The organism is Pseudoalteromonas porphyrae, assembly GCF_001298125.1.
Classification (GTDB): domain Bacteria; phylum Pseudomonadota; class Gammaproteobacteria; order Enterobacterales; family Alteromonadaceae; genus Pseudoalteromonas; species Pseudoalteromonas neustonica.
On the sequence record NZ_LHPH01000022.1, the window covers coordinates 55,071 to 73,910 of the forward strand.

At 39.4% G+C, this 18,840-nt stretch carries 17 protein-coding genes; 11 read left to right on the forward strand and 6 right to left on the reverse strand.

The features are described from left to right. Positions 1-7 precede the first annotated feature (7 nt). Positions 8-1,039 (forward strand): chemotaxis response regulator protein-glutamate methylesterase, encoded by a 1,032-nt coding sequence (locus ADS77_RS16605; protein ID WP_054206106.1) that lies wholly within the window; start codon positions 8-10, stop codon positions 1,037-1,039. Positions 1,040-1,054: 15 nt separating this feature from the next. On the opposite strand, the gene ADS77_RS16610 is transcribed toward ADS77_RS16605, so the two are convergent. Further along, positions 1,055-2,086: a polysaccharide deacetylase family protein gene (locus tag ADS77_RS16610; RefSeq protein WP_054206107.1), complete on the reverse strand. Its 1,032-nt coding sequence runs from the start codon at positions 2,084-2,086 to the stop codon at positions 1,055-1,057. A gap of 39 nt (positions 2,087-2,125) precedes the next feature. Between ADS77_RS16610 and ADS77_RS16615 the strand changes: the two genes are divergently transcribed. The 6 genes from ADS77_RS16615 (at position 2,126) to ADS77_RS16640 (ending at position 7,507) form a co-directional block, all read left to right on the forward strand. Beyond that, entirely contained in the window at positions 2,126-3,397 is a 1,272-nt protein-coding gene (locus ADS77_RS16615; RefSeq protein WP_054206139.1) for an MATE family efflux transporter, read from the forward strand. 113 nt (positions 3,398-3,510) lie between these two features. Continuing rightward, positions 3,511-4,125: a trimeric intracellular cation channel family protein gene (locus ADS77_RS16620; RefSeq protein WP_054206108.1), complete on the forward strand. Its 615-nt coding sequence runs from the start codon at positions 3,511-3,513 to the stop codon at positions 4,123-4,125. Between the two features lie 34 nt (positions 4,126-4,159). Next, positions 4,160-5,671 carry a YifB family Mg chelatase-like AAA ATPase gene (locus ADS77_RS16625; protein ID WP_054455417.1) on the forward strand — a complete coding sequence of 504 codons (1,512 nt, stop codon included), beginning with the start codon at positions 4,160-4,162 and terminating at the stop codon, positions 5,669-5,671. 63 nt (positions 5,672-5,734) lie between these two features. Then, the gene (locus ADS77_RS16630; RefSeq protein ID WP_054455419.1) at positions 5,735-6,319 is read left to right on the forward strand and encodes a Crp/Fnr family transcriptional regulator; all 585 of its coding nucleotides are present in this window, start codon (positions 5,735-5,737) and stop codon (positions 6,317-6,319) included. A 94-nt stretch (positions 6,320-6,413) separates the two neighbouring features. Beyond that, a complete protein-coding gene (locus tag ADS77_RS16635; protein ID WP_054455422.1) occupies positions 6,414-7,040 on the forward strand; it encodes a nitroreductase family protein in 627 nt (208 codons plus the stop codon). Next, entirely contained in the window at positions 7,037-7,507 is a 471-nt protein-coding gene (locus ADS77_RS16640) for a DMT family transporter (RefSeq protein WP_054455424.1), read from the forward strand. Before ADS77_RS16635 ends, ADS77_RS16640 begins: the two co-directional genes overlap by 4 nt. 360 nt (positions 7,508-7,867) lie before the next feature. On the opposite strand, the gene ADS77_RS16645 is transcribed toward ADS77_RS16640, so the two are convergent. Then, the gene (locus tag ADS77_RS16645; RefSeq protein WP_054206112.1) at positions 7,868-8,572 is read right to left on the reverse strand and encodes a response regulator transcription factor; all 705 of its coding nucleotides are present in this window, start codon (positions 8,570-8,572) and stop codon (positions 7,868-7,870) included. A 160-nt stretch (positions 8,573-8,732) separates the two neighbouring features. Next, on the reverse strand, positions 8,733-11,228 hold the full coding sequence (locus ADS77_RS16650) for an alpha/beta hydrolase family protein (RefSeq protein WP_054455426.1): 2,496 nt from the start codon (positions 11,226-11,228) through the stop codon (positions 8,733-8,735). A gap of 315 nt (positions 11,229-11,543) precedes the next feature. Here ADS77_RS16650 and ADS77_RS16655 point away from each other — a divergent pair, with 315 nt between their 5' ends. Next, the gene (locus ADS77_RS16655; RefSeq protein WP_054206114.1) at positions 11,544-12,620 is read left to right on the forward strand and encodes a hemolysin family protein; all 1,077 of its coding nucleotides are present in this window, start codon (positions 11,544-11,546) and stop codon (positions 12,618-12,620) included. Here the strand turns inward: ADS77_RS16655 and ADS77_RS16660 are convergent. Then, complete coding sequence (locus ADS77_RS16660; RefSeq protein WP_054206115.1) at positions 12,617-13,831, reverse strand: EAL domain-containing protein; 1,215 nt, start codon at positions 13,829-13,831, stop codon at positions 12,617-12,619. The two genes, ADS77_RS16655 and ADS77_RS16660, sit on opposite strands and share 4 nt — an antisense overlap. Positions 13,832-13,976: 145 nt before the next feature. Here ADS77_RS16660 and ADS77_RS16665 point away from each other — a divergent pair, with 145 nt between their 5' ends. After that, entirely contained in the window at positions 13,977-14,993 is a 1,017-nt protein-coding gene (locus tag ADS77_RS16665; protein ID WP_054455427.1) for a metalloprotease, read from the forward strand. 55 nt (positions 14,994-15,048) lie between these two features. Here the strand turns inward: ADS77_RS16665 and ADS77_RS16670 are convergent, their stop codons facing one another. After that, positions 15,049-16,359 (reverse strand): short-chain fatty acid transporter, encoded by a 1,311-nt coding sequence (locus ADS77_RS16670; RefSeq protein WP_054455430.1) that lies wholly within the window; start codon positions 16,357-16,359, stop codon positions 15,049-15,051. 65 nt (positions 16,360-16,424) lie between these two features. Next, positions 16,425-17,375, reverse strand: coding sequence for a chemotaxis protein CheV (locus tag ADS77_RS16675; protein ID WP_054206119.1), 951 nt, complete (start codon positions 17,373-17,375; stop codon positions 16,425-16,427). A 161-nt stretch (positions 17,376-17,536) separates the two neighbouring features. On the opposite strand from ADS77_RS16675, the gene ADS77_RS16680 reads away from it, so the two are divergent. Both ADS77_RS16680 and ADS77_RS16685 read left to right on the forward strand, forming a co-directional pair. Continuing rightward, positions 17,537-18,604, forward strand: coding sequence for a potassium channel family protein (locus ADS77_RS16680; protein ID WP_054206120.1), 1,068 nt, complete (start codon positions 17,537-17,539; stop codon positions 18,602-18,604). Then, a complete protein-coding gene (locus ADS77_RS16685; protein ID WP_054455433.1) occupies positions 18,604-18,816 on the forward strand; it encodes a hypothetical protein in 213 nt (70 codons plus the stop codon). Before ADS77_RS16680 ends, ADS77_RS16685 begins: the two co-directional genes overlap by 1 nt. Positions 18,817-18,840: the final 24 nt, after the last annotated feature.

Below are 18,840 nucleotides of genomic sequence, written 5' to 3' on the forward strand. Positions count from 1 at the left end.
GGATTAAATGATTAATGTACTCGTGATAGATGACTCCCCGCTGATAAGGCAAATCTTAACCCAAGTTTTAAATCAAGCTGATGATATTAAAGTGGTTGGCTGTGCTGAAGACCCTTATCAAGCCCGGGACATGATCAAACAGCTCAATCCTGATGTACTTACATTAGATATTGAGATGCCAAGAATGGACGGCATTAGTTTTTTAAAAAACCTAATGCGACTAAGACCAATGCCGGTTGTAATGATTTCTACTTTAACTCAAAAAGGCTCGCCCATTACGCTTGAAGCATTAGAGTTAGGGGCTGTTGATTTTGTTGCTAAGCCAAAAATTAATGTATCTGAACAATTTGCTCAGTATGCGCAGCTAGTACAGCAAAAAGTGCGCACTGCTGCAGGTGCTAGGATACGCAGCTTTAAGCTCCCAGCTAATGTTGCAATTGATACTTCTGCTAAACAACATTTTATCAATACCAAAGTGTTAGCGATCGGAGCATCAACAGGGGGAACTGAGGCAATTAAAGAAGTATTAATAAATATGCCAGTGAATTGTCCGCCGCTTATGATCACTCAGCATATACCGCCAGTTTTTAGTAAGTCATTTGCACTACGAATGGACAAAACCTGCGCAATAAATGTAAAAGAAGCATGTCATGGTGACAAACTAGCGCCAGGCTGGGCTTATATCGCACCAGGGGATCAGCATTTAAGTATTAAGTTACAAAATGGCAGTTTGTATTGCCAGCTTGATGCAAGTGACCCGATAAATCGTCATCGCCCCTCTGTTGATGTGTTATTTAATTCGATGGCAAAGGTATGTCCAACGCATACAGTAGCAGCACTATTAACGGGAATGGGAAGTGATGGCGCTAAAGGTTTATTGTCTCTAAGGGAGTTGGGGGCTTACACTATGGCGCAAGATGAGCTGTCATCAGTAGTATGGGGAATGCCAAAAGCGGCAATTGAGCTAAATGCCGCTATAGATGTGGTTTCCTTGGATAAAATCGCGAGTAATTTATTGCGTCATGCTGTTAAAAAATAATTTGCAAAAAATAGGTTATTTAACGATTACCCAAGGTTGTGAAAACCAGTAATAACTACCTGCATGCTTAATAGATGGCGCAGTACAATTAAAGCGAGAGCGACCTTTACCTAATGCTTTTGGTGTTTGTACTTGCACTGTATCTTTAGATGTCCATTTTAGCTTTGCTTGTCCAACACTAGATACATAACATGCTAGTTGGCTTTTATGGAAATCCCCCATATTAAATTGGATACTGATCTGGGGAAGATCCTCAGTTGTTACACTATCAGTATAAATTAGCTTTTTAATAGGGAATGCACGCGCATTCATTTTAGTAATTAAAGTATCGAGCGTGCTATAAAACCCTGATGCAGGAAAGCGAGGTAAGCGGCTAAAGTCAGAGTCTGTGTGTATAGCTCCTGAGTGTTGGCCAATACCAATAAAGCCCAACTCAGTTACTAAGTCTTGCAGCTGATTATTAAACTCACCGTAAGGATAGGCTAAGTATTTATAGTCATGTCCTATTTCTTCTTTAATGCGCTGTTGTGACGACAAAATATCTTGCTTGATCCGGGCTTGCCATTGCTCTGTTGTTTCTTCAGCTAATTTACGATGTAAGTAGTCATGTTGAGCACTGTGATTAGCAATAAGGGCTCCTTTTTTTGCGAGCTCTCTCAATTGGGGCCAACCCATCACATAGCCTTTACCTTCATCAATCAGTTTAGGGTTTACAAAAATAGTATAAGGGTAATTAAACCTCTCTAATATGGGCGCTGCTTGCTCATAGTTATTCTTGTATCCATCATCAAACGTAATTGCGACGGTTTTATCTGGTAAACTTTCGCCTTGTTGCAAGCGAGTTAATAGTTCATTGAGTGGGAGCACTTTAAAATCATGCTCTTGCAGGTAAGTAAGATGTTCGGTAAAAGTATCAGCACTGACACTTGTAACCGCTGGCAGAGTTTCACTGACATGGTGATACTGCAAAATAACTGCACTTTGCGCAGGCAAAGACAGACAAAATAGGACCGATAGTACACTGTGAAAAAATTTCTTAAACGTCATAAGGCACACCATAAAAGCTTGCTGTTGTTAGCAGGTCCGATGATATTATCAAATATAACCGTGCCATTGTTAGGAATTGTTGATACAGCAGTAATTGGCCATCTAGGTAGTGCGCATTATCTTGCTGGTATAGCACTAGGAGCCACGATTATTTCGTTGCTTTTTTGGCTAGCAGGCTTTTTAAGAATGAGTACCACAGGCCTTGTGGCACAAGCTTATGGTAAAAAGGACTATGCTCAATTAGCTGGGTTACTAAAACGTAGTTTAGTACTGGCGCTTATTGTTGCTTTCATTTTAATTGCCTTATCCCCATTAATGAAAAATGTAATCGCTTACCTGTCTGGTTCCAGTGAGGAGGTGTTAGTACAAGCTTATAGTTACTTTTATATTCGTATTTTTAGCGCACCAGCAGCGCTGTGTAACTTGGTGTTACTAGCGTGGATGCTTGGTATTCATTATGGTAAAGGGCCGTTCTATTTGCTGCTTGTCACTAATATTACCAACATCGTATTAGATATATATTTTGTCGTGTTTTTAGATTGGGAAGTTGCTGGTGCTGCATGGGCTTCGGTGATTGCTGATTATATTGCCTTAGTGTTTGCATTATTTTTAGTCATACGATTAGCAAATAAAATGTCAGTGCCTTTATTTGTTGGTGGTTGGTTTAGTCGTAAAAAAATGTGGGCATTATTAAGTCTTAATCGTGATATTTTTATTCGCTCGCTGATTTTGCAGTTGTGTTTTAGTTTTATGACTTTTTATGGTGCTCGCATTGGTGATGTGACGCTTGCGGCAAACGCAGTATTAATGAACTTTTTAATGTTAGTTAGTTTTGCATTAGATGGAATCGCTTACGCAAGTGAAGCAAAAATAGGCCAGGCGAAAGGGCAAAATAGTGTTAGGCGTATTAATTTATGGATGCGTATAAGTGTTTTTTGGGGAATGTTGTTTGCCCTATGTTATAGCGTGTTTTTTGCATTATTCGGCGGGCAGATAATCACGTTATTAACGGATGTTCCGCAAGTGATTAGTGAAGCCCAAAAATATTTGCCTTGGCTAATAATTTTACCGCTAGCAGCAATGAGTTGTTTTCTGTTTGATGGTATTTTTGTTGGGTTAACTCGCGCAAAAGACATGCGTAACACGATGGTTTTTTCAGCGCTATTCGGTTTTTTTGGTGTTTTTTTGTTATCTCAGCAATGGCAAAACCATGGGTTATGGTTTTCGATGACCTGCTTTATGTTACTTCGTGGCATTACATTGATAGTCCGTTATAGGCAACTACAAACATCGCAGCGCTTATTGAGTTAGTTTAAATGTAGGTTAATTTAAAGTTAACTTAAAACTTAGAGTTTATTGTGCTAAAACAGCGTCGTTTAGCACGTTTGGGTATCTAAATTCGCATCTTGAGGTGTTTTGAGTATATGACTGAACTTTACCATTGGTTTGATTTAATCGGCGTGGCAGTATTTGCTGTGTCAGGCACCTTAATTGCCTACGATAAAAAAATGGACGGCTTTGGTGTCGTTGTACTGGCGACGGTGACAGCGGTGGGTGGAGGAACGTTACGTGATTTGATTTTGGATGTGCCTGTTTTTTGGCTACACGATCAAAGTTATTTTGTCGCTATTTTTGCATCGATTTTTATAACAACGCGCTTTATTAACAAGCAAAAATCCATACCTTATTATCATCTACAAGTGGCTGATGCATTTGGTTTAGCCTTTTTTGCGGTTATGGGAGCACAAAAAGCGCTCTTGGCCGGCATGCCCGCAACAACGGCGATTATCATGGGGATGATAACAGGGTGTTTTGGTGGCGTGATCCGGGATGTACTGGCGGACAATATACCTATGTTATTAAAAGGTGAGCTATATGCTATTACCTGTATTGCTGGTGGAATCGTCTATACCCAAGGTATCGCGTTTGGAATCATGACCGAAATGGCCATGGTGCTTGCGATGTTAACAACGCTAATATTACGTTTAGCAGCAATGAAGTGGCAATTGACACTACATATTTTTAAATATCCTGACTAGACTGTAATAAAACAATATTACAGGGACAAAGGAAATGTCATTAGCTCGTATATATTCTCGCGCTCAAGTGGGGATTCAAGCACCTGAAGTGATGGTTGAAGTTCATTTGGGAAACGGTCTACCGGCTTTTCATATCGTTGGTTTACCAGAGGCGTCGGTAAAAGAGGCTAAAGATAGGGTGCGCAGTGCCCTTGAAAACTCTCAGTTTGGTTTTCCAGATCAACGTATAACAGTAAACCTTGCACCTGCCGACCTTCCAAAAGATGGAGGACGTTTTGATTTAGCTATCGCCATGGGTATTTTAGTCGCATCAGGGCAGGTGGTTTGTAATGATCTTGAGCGTTATGAATTCTATGGTGAGCTTGCCTTAAATGGAGAGGTGCGTGGGGTTAACGCTATTTTACCATCGGTGCTTGCAGCGAAAGAGCAAGGGCGCTGTTGCTTCCTGCCTTATGTTAACGACAGTTTAGCCAGTTTAGTACATGGTGTTGAGCGCAAAGCCGTTTCATCAATTCAAGAAGTATGGAGCGATTTACTCAATCAGCAACCTTTACCATTGAATATTGAATACGCAGAGCGAGTTCATACCGCTAATTTTATTCATGATTTAAGTGATGTAAAGGGTCAGCCCGGGGCTAAAAGAGTATTAGAAATAGCTGCCGCCGGTGGTCATAACTTACTATTTTTAGGCCCGCCAGGAACCGGTAAATCAATGCTTGCCCAACGTATGCCAACCATTATGCCTGCGATGTCGGATGACGAAGCGCTCTCTAGCGCCGCGCTTTATTCAATTATAGGGCAATCGATTGATTTAACTAATTGGCGTAAAAGGCCATTTCGCAGTCCGCATCATACTTGTTCAGCAGTGGCGTTAGTGGGAGGATCTTCAAATCCCAAGCCGGGCGAAATTTCATTGGCTCATAACGGTGTTTTATTTCTTGATGAGTTACCAGAATTTGAACGTAAAGTGCTTGATTCACTGCGTGAGCCTATGGAAACCGGCACGGTAACAATTTCAAGAGCCGCTAGGCAAATGGAGTTTCCTGCGCAGTTTCAACTTATTGCAGCACTTAACCCCAGCCCCACCGGTTGCCATAATGATAAGCGGGCGACTCCCGATCAAGTAATGCGTTATTTATCTCGAGTATCTGGGCCGTTTATCGATCGTATTGATTTACAAATAGAATTACCGCGTTTGAACAGCGCGCAATTGCAAAGTACCGAAGAAGAAGAAAGCAGTGCTGTGGTGCGAGCGCGGGTTGAAGCGGCGTATAGTCGTCAGTTAAAACGTCAAGGTAAAGTTAATGCACGGCTTAATAATAAGGAAATGGGCATACATTGCGTGCTTGGTACGGCTGAGTTGCAGTTTTTAGCTAAAGCCAGTGAGAAGTTGGCGTTATCACCACGCTCTTATCACCGTGTAATTAAAGTTGCTAGAACAATCAGTGATTTAAAAGGAGCTGATGAGATTAGTTTAGCTGAGTTAAAAGAGGCTCTTAATTACCGCGCATTTGAGCGTTTGATTGCACAACTAACAAAATACTAAGCTTATTTGATTCATGCTGATGTGGTATTTTCATCACTAATCTTAACGTCAAACGATACTATTATGCAGCCACATTACGCTCATTTAGAACGAGTAATCAATACATACAGTCCACTTTCTCAGCAAGCTTGGGATGCTTATTTAGGGTGTTGTAAAGCCAGAACAGTTGTAAAAGGTGAAACTCTTTATTCTTTAGGTGAAAAACCTAATAGTTTTGCGTTTGTCCACACGGGGTTGTTTCGTGCTTTTGTTCGCGGTGAGAATGGTGACGAGTTTAATAAAAACTTTTTTTCAGAAGGGCGTTTTCCGGGCAGTATGAGTTCACTGTTAACGGATGAAAATAGTGACTTAGAGGTTCAAGCACTTGAAGACAGTGAGATTATAGAAATTAACCACCAACAATACCGTGATGCTTTATTCAAATTCCCCGATTTAATGATTTTTCATATACATTATCTTGAGGCACATTGGTTAATTGAGAAAGAGCCTAGAGAAATTAGCCTTTTACAACTAGAGGCAACTGAACGTTACCTTCATTTTTTACATAAATTTGAATTGATCTTACATAGATTACCTCAATTTCATATTGCCAGTTACTTAGGTATTACACCTACCCAGTTGAGTCGAATAAAAAAGAAAATTAAATAAACTTGATGTTCTCAACATATGTAAAGGATTGCTTTAACGTATCGATATAAAGTGACGACATATACCTAGCGGGGTATAAAAGCAGGAGTAATATATGTCGTTCATTAAAGCGTTAAATTGGCGTTATGCCGTTAATCAATTTTCAGACTCACAGTTAAGTGAAAAACAAATTCATGGGCTTATCGAAAGTGTACGTTTAGCACCAAGCGCATATGGTATCCAACCATACAAATTATTGATTGTTAAAAATCCAGCATTAAGAACAGAATGTGTAGCTAGTAGCTTTGGGCAAGCTAAGGTTGCCCAAAGCTCTCACTTGCTTGTTTTTGCTCATCAAAAAAGACTGACTTCCACTGATATTGATTGTTTTATTAGTAATCTTGCAAATAGCCAAGGTAAATCAGTCAGTGATTTAGCATTGTATAAACAGCAAATTAGTGATGATTTGCTCTCAAAAACTGAAAATCATCAAGCAATTTGGGCTGCTCAGCAATGCTATATTGGGCTCGGTACCTTGTTGTCTTTTGCGGCATTAAATAATATAGATGCATGCCCAATGACGGGTTTTGATGTTGCGGGTATAGACCGTATTCTAGGGTTGGCAGATCAAGGTTTAAGCGCCGCTATTTTATGTCCTATAGGATTTAGATCACCTAAGGATGCCTCTGCTATACGGTCAAAATACCGCTTGAGCCAAGATCAACTGGTTGTTCGGCTATGAATATTCTAGGCGTAATGGGGCTCTCTGCGGGAGCTGCAATTGCATTTCAAGCTGCAATGAATGCGCAGTTAGGTAAGGTTTTACAGAATAACTTATTGGCAACGTGCTATGCATTTTTATCGAGTTTTTTAATTATTGCTGTTTTAACTGCGTACGTTTGGGTAAATAAGGAACAAGGTTCGGGTGGCGAACAAGCTGAATTTATGCCAAATAGCTTGGGGACAGTCCCTTGGGTTTTATGGTTATCGGGGTTGTTTAGTACTTATGGCGTTGCAAGTTTGTATTACTTGATCCCAAAGTATGGGGTTGGCAATGTGATGAGTTATGCATTAACAGGTCAGATAGTGATTGCGATAATTATTAGTCATTTTGGTTTATTTGATAGCCCTATCAAAGAAGTATCTATGGTAAAGGTCACTGGGGCTGTGCTGCTTGTGTTGGGTGTTATATTAATTAATAAGGATTGAAAAATGAGCGCGGCTTTACAAATATACTCAAGTCACCTCAAAATGCAGTCTCAGCTGGAGTTAAAAGCGATTTAGGCAAGGCATAGATTGCAAATAATAGTTGTTCCTTTGTTAAAAATTAATAACACAGTATAAATAACTTTTAAACCAAATGGTTGGGTGCATGAAGTCGATTCAAAGATAGCTAGTACAGCAATTAGTTATGTGACAGGAACGAATATAGGTATTTATCAGCTAGGGATTGCGCTGGGATACTGTCAAGTGGGGGGGAGCAAAATTTATGGATCACCTAATTGACTGCGCTGTTAAACGGAATTTGCAAACGGTTACCTGATAACAATCAATCAACCAACATTATAATTAAATCGATAACATGTAGCCTTTGCCGCGTACGGTAACAATGCGTTTTTGATCCTTTTCATCACTGAGCTTTTTACGTAAGCGACCAATTAGCACATCCACTGTTCTGTCGTTTGGACTCCAATCAGGTTGGCCAATTTCTTCAGATATTTTTTCACGAGACGTTGCTTTTCCAGCATTTGAAATTAAGCAAATAAGGACTTTGTGTTCGGCCTCAGTGAGTCTAGATTCAATACCACTAGCAGTGATTAGTGTGCGGTTATCGGGGTGTAATTTAAAATCAGCATATTCGATAAACTCTTCGCTTTCGTCATGATGATTATTACCTTTGAGGCGCTTATATAAAGCGCGCATACGTAGTTCAAGCTCTAATAAATCAACGGGTTTGCAAATATAATCATCTGCGCCTTGTGCTAGGCCTGCAATACGGTCGGCCTGAGAATCACGGCTAGATAGCATGATCACGCCAATATCAGTAAGGGTGTTTAATTCTTTTGTTAGGTGTAAACCATCACGTTTTGGTAATACTATATCGACAATCGCTAAAGAAATAGCTGTTTTGTTATTTACACGCGATTGCACAATGGCTAAGGCATCAGCACCTGTTGCATCGTTCTCGATGTGAAATTCAGTCTCTTTAAAATGGTTGAGTATGCGCTTAACTAATAGTTCGTCATCTTCAACCAATAAAACATGAATGGCCATAGTATCTTAGTTACCTTTAATGATAGCTCTATGTTAGCACTCATTAGTAAAAGGTGAGAAGGGCGATCTTGAGTATTTCTGTACTATTTATGTCATTGTTTGGTAAATATCAACAGATAAGGGAGGTACCCTTACCTGTTGATAACATAAACAGTGTTAATTATTTTTTAGGATATAAATATTGCCACCACTGTGGTTCATTTTTTAGATGCTGGTCAAAATACGCAAGTTTGGTACTCCACCAATCAAAGCGTTGATCACGGGCGAATATTTGATGATCTGCGCCTTTGTATTCAATAAGATCAACATCTTTACCAAGCAGCTTAAGAGCTGTGTACATATTGTGACTTTCACCTACAGGTACATTGGTGTCAGAATCTCCATGTAAAAGTAATAACGGTGTGGTTACTTTATCAGCATGAAATACTGGGCTATGATCACTATAAAGCGTGGCATTATTCCACGGGTAGCTATTTTTAGATGCTTCACCTGAATATAAATACCCCCACCAACCTTGGCCCCAATACGATGTAATATTAGAGATACCTGCATGGGCAATGGATGCGCTAAACATATCTGTTTTGGTCGCTAACAACATAGTCATAAAACCACCATACGAGGCGCCTAAATTACCTAATCGGTTTTTATCAATAAATGGATATTGTTTTAGCAACGCTTGCGTGCCTTGCATAATATCATCAGCAGTATATTGCCCCCATGCATTCACATGCTTAGCTGAAAACTCTTGACCGAACCCAGTTGCACCTGTCGGTTGCACTACATATACAACATAACCATGCTCTGCCCATAGATTAAAAGGGTATCGTCCAGTAAAGCCACGCGTAACTGGAGAGGTGCCACCATAATAATAAACGAGAGCAGGGTACTGTTTGTTTTTATCAAGGTCAGTTGGTAAGTAAACACGGCCTTTAATTTCAACACCTTCAGCGTTGGTGAAATTAAATTCGTCTAGGCTGGCAATATCAGTATTGGCATAACCTTCTGGTTTAGAATCCCAAAGCGTTTTTGCTTTATTTTTATTTATACTCAGTTGTTTTAATTGTTGTGGTGATGATGCGTTAGAACCGCTAACTAAAATAGCAGGGCTACGGTTGTTTGAGTAACTAAATTGCTCAACTACATCAAAGCCAGTTTTTAACTTGTTAAAGCGCTGTTTACTTTTATCGTAAAGATACAAAGCGATAGTATCTTGATCGGTAACTTTAACGATTGCATCGCCATTATTTAGTACTTCAAGTTGACCAATTGCTGGATCAAAATTACGGCTTAATGCAGATGCTTTTTTACCATTATCGGTTAATAAATAAAGTTGCCCATCGTAATTGTTTGAGAGCATGTCTTCAGGTAAATTCCGACCTAAGCCATCTTTAAAATCAGGCCCAGCAGTAACATAAATATCGTTATTGCTGTATTTGGCTTGGTTAAAAATATTAAATAGGCCAATAACTTCACTTTTACCGTTGGCGATATTAAGTTCGATTAGCTCTGTGGTTGGGTGAGTTGTTGCAAGCATTGGTTGTGTGCCGCGACTAAGTAATACTGTGCCGCGTTTGCTATTAAAGTCTTCAATGCTGTGACTTAGAGGTCCTTGGCTTAATATTTTACTTAGCCCAGTATTAATATCTAATAAGTAAACTTGTGATGTAATACGCGCATATGACCAACGATCTTGTAAGCCTTTATAGTGTTTTGTCAGGCTACTATCCGCAGTAGGTGATTTTGACCAGTTGAAAATTAAGCTTGTGTTGTCAAAGTACGAAAATCCGCCAGCGCCATCTAAATTTTCAGCGATCACTCTTAGGCTTAGGGTTTTACGGTTTAACTGCTTTAATTTACCCTCTAATAAATACACTATGTAGTTATTGTCTGGGCTCCAAATTACATTACTAGGCTGGCCAGATTCAAAGCGGTAAATTGTTCGGTTGTCATCATCTTTTAGTTCAGTCACCGTGTTTGCAGTGTTACCGGTGCTGTCCTGGTAGTGCCGCGTAGACACTAAGTGCTGCTTGGCGTCAGGTGATAGCGATAATGCACTTACTGTTGGTGCATCAAATAACTGTTTAGCAGATAATCCATGTTGTTCTTTACTGCTAAAAGTCAGTGTGTGGGTATCTGTTTTCGCTGTAAAATCAAATTCTACATCATTCCAGTTAGCAACTTGCTCTGCGATTATTACAATTTGATGATCGCCTTGGCTTAATGCCAGCTCATACACATCTTTTGTGGGAGTTTGCTTCTCAGAATTGATGAAAAGCTGTGCTTTTTCTATCCCTTTAATTGTCAGAGTGCCTTGTGTAAAGCGTTCAGCGCTAGCGGTTAGCTTTAATGCTTGTAAGCCACCTAATGTTAATGCATTTACGCTATCAAACGACTGCCACTTTAGTTTTTCACCAAAGACTGTGATGCTTTTTTTTGGTTGTTGAAGGCTAGGTAAAAGGTTGTTGATAATCGCATCTTGATGCTCTGTTTGATATGGTTTCAATTGCATATCAGCGGCAATAGGGCCAATAAATTTTATATCCGCTTTATTTAAAGGTGCAGCAAATAGTGAGCTGCTAAAAGTGCTTAACGTTAAAACGGCGAGTGTCGTTTTAAGGCTTGGTTTTTTACCGAGCCAAATGGATCTAGGGTTCATAGTTGAGCCTGAAGTGGGTAATTTAATTTAATATAACATGTGAAAGTGGCGCCAAAAAGCGCTCTGCGATGGATTTTATCTTCCTTTAGTAGAAAGTTTGAGGTTAATACTGACAGTTGTTAAGGTGTATACTCAAACCACCTCAAAATGCAGGTTTTAATTAACCGTTTTGGCGTTTTACAGGGGCTTATTCTTTGCGTTGCTACTTTTTAAAAGAGATTGCTACTCTTGCAAAGTAACACTTTGATATTAAAACTTTTGAAACGCTAAACTCTGTAGTCTGGGTGTATCTAATTAAATAGCTAAGGAATAACAGTGACATTATTGATCGTTTACATGATAACGGCGATTACAATTTCTTTTTTATGCTCGATTATGGAGGCTGTGTTATTAAGCATAACGCCTAGTTATGTGGCAGTGCTACGCAAACAAACACCAAAGTTAGCTAAACAGTTAGAAAAGCTAAAGAAAAATGTTGATCAGCCGTTAGCGGCTATCTTAACCCTTAATACGGTAGCGCATACTGCTGGTGCTGCGGGTGTGGGCGCGCAAGCTGCCGTGGTTTTTTCAGATACAGCAGTAGGCATTGCATCTGCAATTATGACATTGCTAGTATTGGTGCTTTCAGAGATTATTCCCAAAACACTTGGCGCAAATTATTGGCGTGCTTTAACGCCTATCGTTACCGCATCGTTAAGGTATTTGGTTATTGTATTAAAACCTTTTGTTTGGTTTGCTGATAAATTAACAAATATACTTGGCCGCAATTACGATGAAGCCTTTTATATTCGCCAAGAAATTGAAGCTATGGCAGATATAGGCACTGAATCAGGAGCATTGCACAAAGAAGAGTCTGAGATTATCCGCAGTTTATTGCATTTTAGACACACCAAACTTGACTCGTTAATAACTCCGAGAACGGTTTTATTTAAGGTACATAAAGATTTAACTGTCGATCAGTACTTAGCAGAGCATGGAGCCGCTTCTTTTTCACGTGTATTGGTTTACGATAAAAACACTGATGACATTATTGGCTTTGTGCATAAAAATGACATTATGTTGGCATATCATCGCCTAGATAAAGAATACAAAATAAGTAAGCTGGTTAAACCAATTTACACTGTTCCAGAAACTCTCTATGTACCGACTTTATTACATACACTATTAGCCGAACGTACGCATATTTGTCTTGTTATTGATGAGTACGGAGATGTGCAGGGGATAGTGACGCTTGAAGATATGATAGAAGCTTTAATGGGTCTTGATATTATTGATGAGCATGATCAGTCAGTGAATATGCAAATGGTTGCCAAACAACGTTGGCAACAACGATTAGCCAGTAATGATAAATTACTAAGTGAAGAAGACAAGCATGGCCGAGGCGACAACTAGCGTCTGGTTTTACTGGCACTAACCATATGCAACCAAGACTTGGCCCATCGGGTAAGCTCTATTTTTCCTTTAGGGCGGCAAATTAGAAAGCCTTGCATTAAAATATGTTCTTTAAAGCGGTCTAGGTACTCAAGCTCTTCAACGCGCTCTATACCTTCGGCAACGATAGTGAGATCTCCTTGCGTCGCAATGTTAACTAGGCTGCTAACAATCACCTGTGAAAATTGATCTGTTTCAATGTGGCTTATTAAAGTGCGATCTATTTTTACTTCTGTGAATGGGAGTGTTTTGAGTTGATTTATGTTGGTAAAGCCAACACCAAAATCATCAAGAGAGATATCGAACCCACGTATTCTCAAACGGTTTAATGTTTCAAGTTGAGCAGAGCTACATAAAGCATGTTGTTCTGTTATTTCTAAAATAATTTCACTTGGCTTGAGGTTGTTAAGTTTTAATATAAGTGCCAATTTATCAGGGCAGCTTAAATCTTCTAGCTGGCATGGCGATAAGTTAAATGCCAGTTTTAGGTTGTAACCTAGATTTTTCTTTATATCGATAAAGTCATTGGTTGCCTTTTCAAAAAGCTGAAAAGTAATAAGATTAATTAAATCTAAATGTTCGGCCACGCAAATAAAGCGATCAGGTAAAAATACAGTGCCTTGCGGGGTTATGATGCGGGCGAGCACTTCTATACTTTCTACCTTGTTGGTTGCCCTACTTACTTTTGGTTGATAAAACGGGGTAATTTCATTATGACTAATAGCGTGTAGGAGTTGGTGTTCAGATATAGGCTCAGAAGGTTTTTCGGTATGACACGCTAAATGTTCTAATTTTTGCAGTAACTGATGCACTTGTGTTAATTGCACGGGTTTAGCAATATTACCGATTAAATGAGCATTACTTTTACGGGCTAAGTCGGCTGCTAAATCAATCACTTTTGGTGCCATTTCTGAAATAATAACAATGGCGCCGGGGTAATGAATATCACCTAAGTGGCGAATAAGTTCCATACCATCCATATTAGGCATGTTGAGGTCTGTAAAAACAGCATCATACAGTAATGGTGATTTCTTTACTTTTTCAAGTGCTTCTTGGGCATCTAAACATGTAGTTATATGTGGAACATCTAGTTCATTTAAAATGGCTTGCATCACGACTAAAATTGCTTTTGAGTCATCAACAACAAGTATACAGCGGGCTGTTTTAGTCATGTTCGCTCCTTGAAAAAAAACTTATTTATAATTTAAAAGTAGTAGATAAAGTATTAGGTGTCAGCATAACGACTAAAATAAATACCCGAATAGTCGAAAAAAAAATAGGTATACTTGACGTAATATTTTTAAGGCTGTGAATACGATGATTCGAATACAACTAACCCTTGCTGAACAAGATTATAGTTTGGTTTTAGTAGGGCAAAAAATTGTCCAAATATTTCAAGAGCAACAAGCTATAGGGTTTGATAATACACGTGAAAATTATTTTGAATTTAAGTCTAATGGCCAAGTAATTGGTTTAGATACTAGTGCAGTGCTCGATAACAGCTTGGTATTGTATATAGACGGCGAACTTGCAAAGCAATTGACACTTCCCCCAATGGAAAAAACTAAACCAAAGCAAGGTTTATTTGGACTGTTTGCGTTAGGTTTTAAAATTTTTAAAAGTGCAAAAGTGGTTAAAGTAGCACTAGCCGGCGCATCAGTTGCAGGTTATGCCTGGCTATTTACGTTTGAGTTCGCTTTAATGTTAATAGCGTGCTTGGTGATCCACGAATACGGTCATGTTAGAGCTATGCAGTATTTTGGTATTAAAACCAAAGGGATTTACTTGATTCCATTTGTCGGGGGGCTTGCCGTCTCTGATGATAAAATTACCACCCGCTGGCAAGATGTAGTTATCTCACTTATGGGGCCCGCGTTTGGTTTGATCACCTCTGTATTGGGTGTAGTGCTTTATTACGCCACTGAGATGGAAATTTTCGCAGGTGTCGCGGTGCTCAGCGCATTACTTAACTTATTTAACTTATTGCCCATTCTTCCGCTAGACGGTGGTCATGTGCTAAAAAGCATAAGCTTTTCAATGCGCTCATGGGTAGGTTTGAGTATATGTATTTTAGGAGTGTTATTTGGATTGTGGATAAGCTATACCTTTGGCTTAATGTTACTCGTGTTTTTCTTATTTATCGGTGCGCTGGAAATTGCCTTTGAATGGCGCGGCCGCCACTTCTCACACCTAGTACCGCTAGATAAATATGGCCAAGGCTTTTCAGCAGTAATGTATGCACTCGTCGTTGCAGGACACGTCGCGGTAATGATGCACTTTGCTGATTCAGAAAACGCGATATTAAGCTTACCGATGAAGATTTTATCGAGTTAAAATCAAACATTATCAATAGGACTGATCATGCAGGCGCCTATTGATAATGCCATCACTAATAAAAACTCAATACCAACGATATAAACACGCCGGTTATAATCAATTGCACTAAACAAAAGCCCATGATGTCTTTGGCTTTTAGGCCGGCAATTGCTAGCACTGGCAAAGCCCAAAATGGCTGAATTAGGTTAGTCCAGGCATCTCCCCATGCTACCGCCATTGCAACCCGGGGCATATCAGCCCCTAAAGCTTGTGCGGCGGGTATTACAATGGGGGCTTGTACCGCCCATTGACCGCCACCTGATGGCACAAATATATTCACTAATCCTGCACTTAAAAAACTCAACAATGGCAGTGATTCAGCATCGGCAATAGCAATAAAGCCTTGTGAAATTTGTTGTGCTAATCCAGTGTCGACCATAATCGCCATGATCCCTGCATAAAATGGGAACTGGATAATAATACCTGCGCCGCTGGGCACTGCTTGTTGTAAGCTGGTTAATAAATTATATGGCGTTTGATGTAGTAATATGGCTGAAAATAAAAACAGCGCAATCACACTGTTTAGATTAAGTGAACCGGCATTAAGGGCAAAATAATAAACTAAATATGCTAACCCCATAATGCCTATACTCATACCTAATAAGCGACTGTGTTCAATATGATCAGCAGGGCGAAGTAAGTCTAATTTTTTAGGTATTGGTTCGCTAAGGCTAGCTTGATCGACATACACACTGTCTTTATCACAAGGTAACATATAGCGATTAACCAACGGCATAATGATAAATAAACCGATGACGATGGCAATATTAAACCCTGAAAATAATGTATCTCCAGTACTAATGACCCCAATACTTTGCTCTGAAAAATGACCAGTAGTAGCAATAGTGAGTGGAATTGAACCTGCAAGACCACCATGCCATACAATAAAACCAGAATAAGCACTGGCAACGAGTAAGCGATAGTCCACTTTTGTTTGTCGAGCAATCGCTTTAGCGAATAGCGCACCAATCACCAAGCCAAATCCCCAATTAAGCCAACTTGCACACAATGACACCACAGTAACAAAAATAATCGCTTTGGCAGGTGTGTTAGCATACGTGGCTAGTTTATTTAGAATTGAATTAATAGCAGCAGTACTTGCAAGCATATAACCTGCAAGCAGCACCAGTAGCATTTGCATGGCAAATTTTAGCAAGTTCCAAAACCCACTTCCCCATGCATCAAGCACTTCAAGGCTACTTGAAGGTGTAAAAATACAGGCAAGGGCAAAAGTAACCAGGGTTAATAAAATCACAAACACGAATGGATCGGGGAGGTAACGCTCAACTAATTTTGTGAACGGTTTGGCAACTGAATTGAGCATAGAAGTATTTTTATTATTTATAGAGAGTGCCAATTAACCATGAAAGTAGTTAATTGGCAAATAGCCTAACTTTTTTTCTCAAGCACAACTTTAAGACGGTTTTGCACTTCTTCGACTAATAAGTCTGGTTGGAATTTAGATAAAAATGAGTTGCAGCCCACTTTTTCAACCATGGCCTGATTAAAACTGCCACTGAGAGACGTATTTAAAACGACAAATAAATTTTTCAACCGTTTATCATTACGGATCTCATGCGTTAGTCGGTATCCATCCATTGCGGGCATTTCAGCATCGGTGATCACCATTAATAAGTCTTGCTCAACATTATCACCCCGATCAGCCCAGCTCTTAAGCATATTCAGCGCTTCAAGGCCGTTACTAGCAGGAATAATTTCAATACCCAGTTGCGACAGTGTATCACTGACTTGTTTGCGTGCTGTCGGTGAATCATCAGCGTGGAGAATTTTACGTCCAGCAAACTCATTAACGATACTTTGATCAACTAAGTCATCAGAAATTTTAACTTCATATTCAATAATTTCAGCGAGTACTTTTTCTACATCAATGATTTCGACTAATTGCTCTTGGTCATCACGTATAATCTTTGTTAGTGCGGTTAGATAGTGATTTTTACCTACAGAGCTTGGCGGCGGCATGATATCTGACCATGTCATGTTGACGATTTGATCAACCTTACCAATTAAAAACCCTTGCACTGTGCGGTTGTATTCAGTAATTACAAGATTACAGTCTTCTATATTACGCGCCTCAGACATACAAATGGCTTTACGTAAATCGATAACAGGGATTGACTCACCACGAATATTCGCTACACCAGAAATTTTAGGGTGTGCATGGGGAATAATGTTTAAATGTGGCAATTTAACCACCTCTTTAACCTTAAATACATTGAGTGCAAACAAATGGCGACTATGTAAATAAAACAGTAAAAGCTCTAGACGGTTCTCTCCGACTAATTGAGTTCGTTGATCTACAGAAGCTAATACACCCGACATAATACGCTCGACTTTATGGTTAACGAATTTAAGTATAGCTTACACTGTTCCAGTTGAGAAAAGCATCCTAGAAAATAATCTTACATATTACAAACATTGCCTTCAATAAAGCATTGCAGTAACTTATTGGGTAATTGATAACGGATTAACCAAGTGGTGGCATGCCTTTTATATTTAAACAACTTTTTTTGTTAGTTAGAAGCCATATAGATCAGGTAAGTTGGCAGGCGGTTGCTGTTGCCACATTATTGCATATGGCATTAATTTGGTTGCTATTAGTGCTTGCCGGAGAATCCGCATTAAGTCCTTTAAGCACCTTTGTATATTACTATATAGTGACTACATCAACCGTGGGTTACGGTGACTTTAGTGCGAGTACAGATCTAGGTCGCTGGATTGTTGCACTATTACAAATCCCTTTTGGGTTGGCATTATTTGGTGTTCTGTTAGGAAAAACAGGGCAAACAGTTACTTATTTAATTAGGCGCGCTATGACAGGTGATAAAAGTTTTTCACATTACAACAACCATATTATTATTTTTGGCTGGCACCCAACGCGCACAAAAAAAATGGTTGACTATATTTTGGCTGACCAGAAACGCACTGAGCGACGTATTTTACTTGCGGTAACAGAGCCTATGGAGCACCCATTTTTAACCAATGCTCATGTTGATTTTGCACGTTTAACAAGCTTTACAGATTGCGAGCAACTTGAACGCGTAGCTATCAAGCAGGCAGATAAAATTATTATTGATGGTCAAGATGACGATCAAACATTTACTACCGCACTGCGCATAAGCAAGCTAGTCAAAGGTGATTGCCATATCAGCGCACACTTTAATGACGAGAGTAAAATTGAAATGTTGTTAGAGCATTGCGGTAATGTTGAATGTAGTAGTGCTAAATCAGCTGAAATATTAGTGCGTTCAATGCAAGATCCAGGGTCTAGTCGTGTGCAAGAAGAATTACTATCTACATTACATGGCGACACACAGTTTAGCTTAACGATACCAAAAGATTTAAATACCATGGAATTCGGTAAACTTTTTCACCATTTTAAACACGATCACGATGCTATTTTATTGGGTGTAGCACATAACTTAAGCGCACAAAATATGGATTTAAATCCACCGCTTGCTTACCCTGTGAATAGTGGCGATATTTTGCATTACATTGCTGTTGACCGCGTATTAAGCAGTGAAGTTAACTGGCAAGAGCTTGCTAAGTAATGGATGAAGTCGCGTTTTTAATTTTAGTATTGAGTGCCTATATTCTACCTGTAGTGATCGTTCTCAATACTAAACGCACTCAAGGCCACGAAAAAAACGGCTGGCTAATCGGTATTATCTTCTTCTCATGGCTTGCACTGATAATGTATTTTGCCATCGTGCCCAAACATGGGCATAAGAAAAAAGGGACTAGAAAAAAAGCGAAAGGTTAATTCCGGCAGTTGTCATTGTGAATA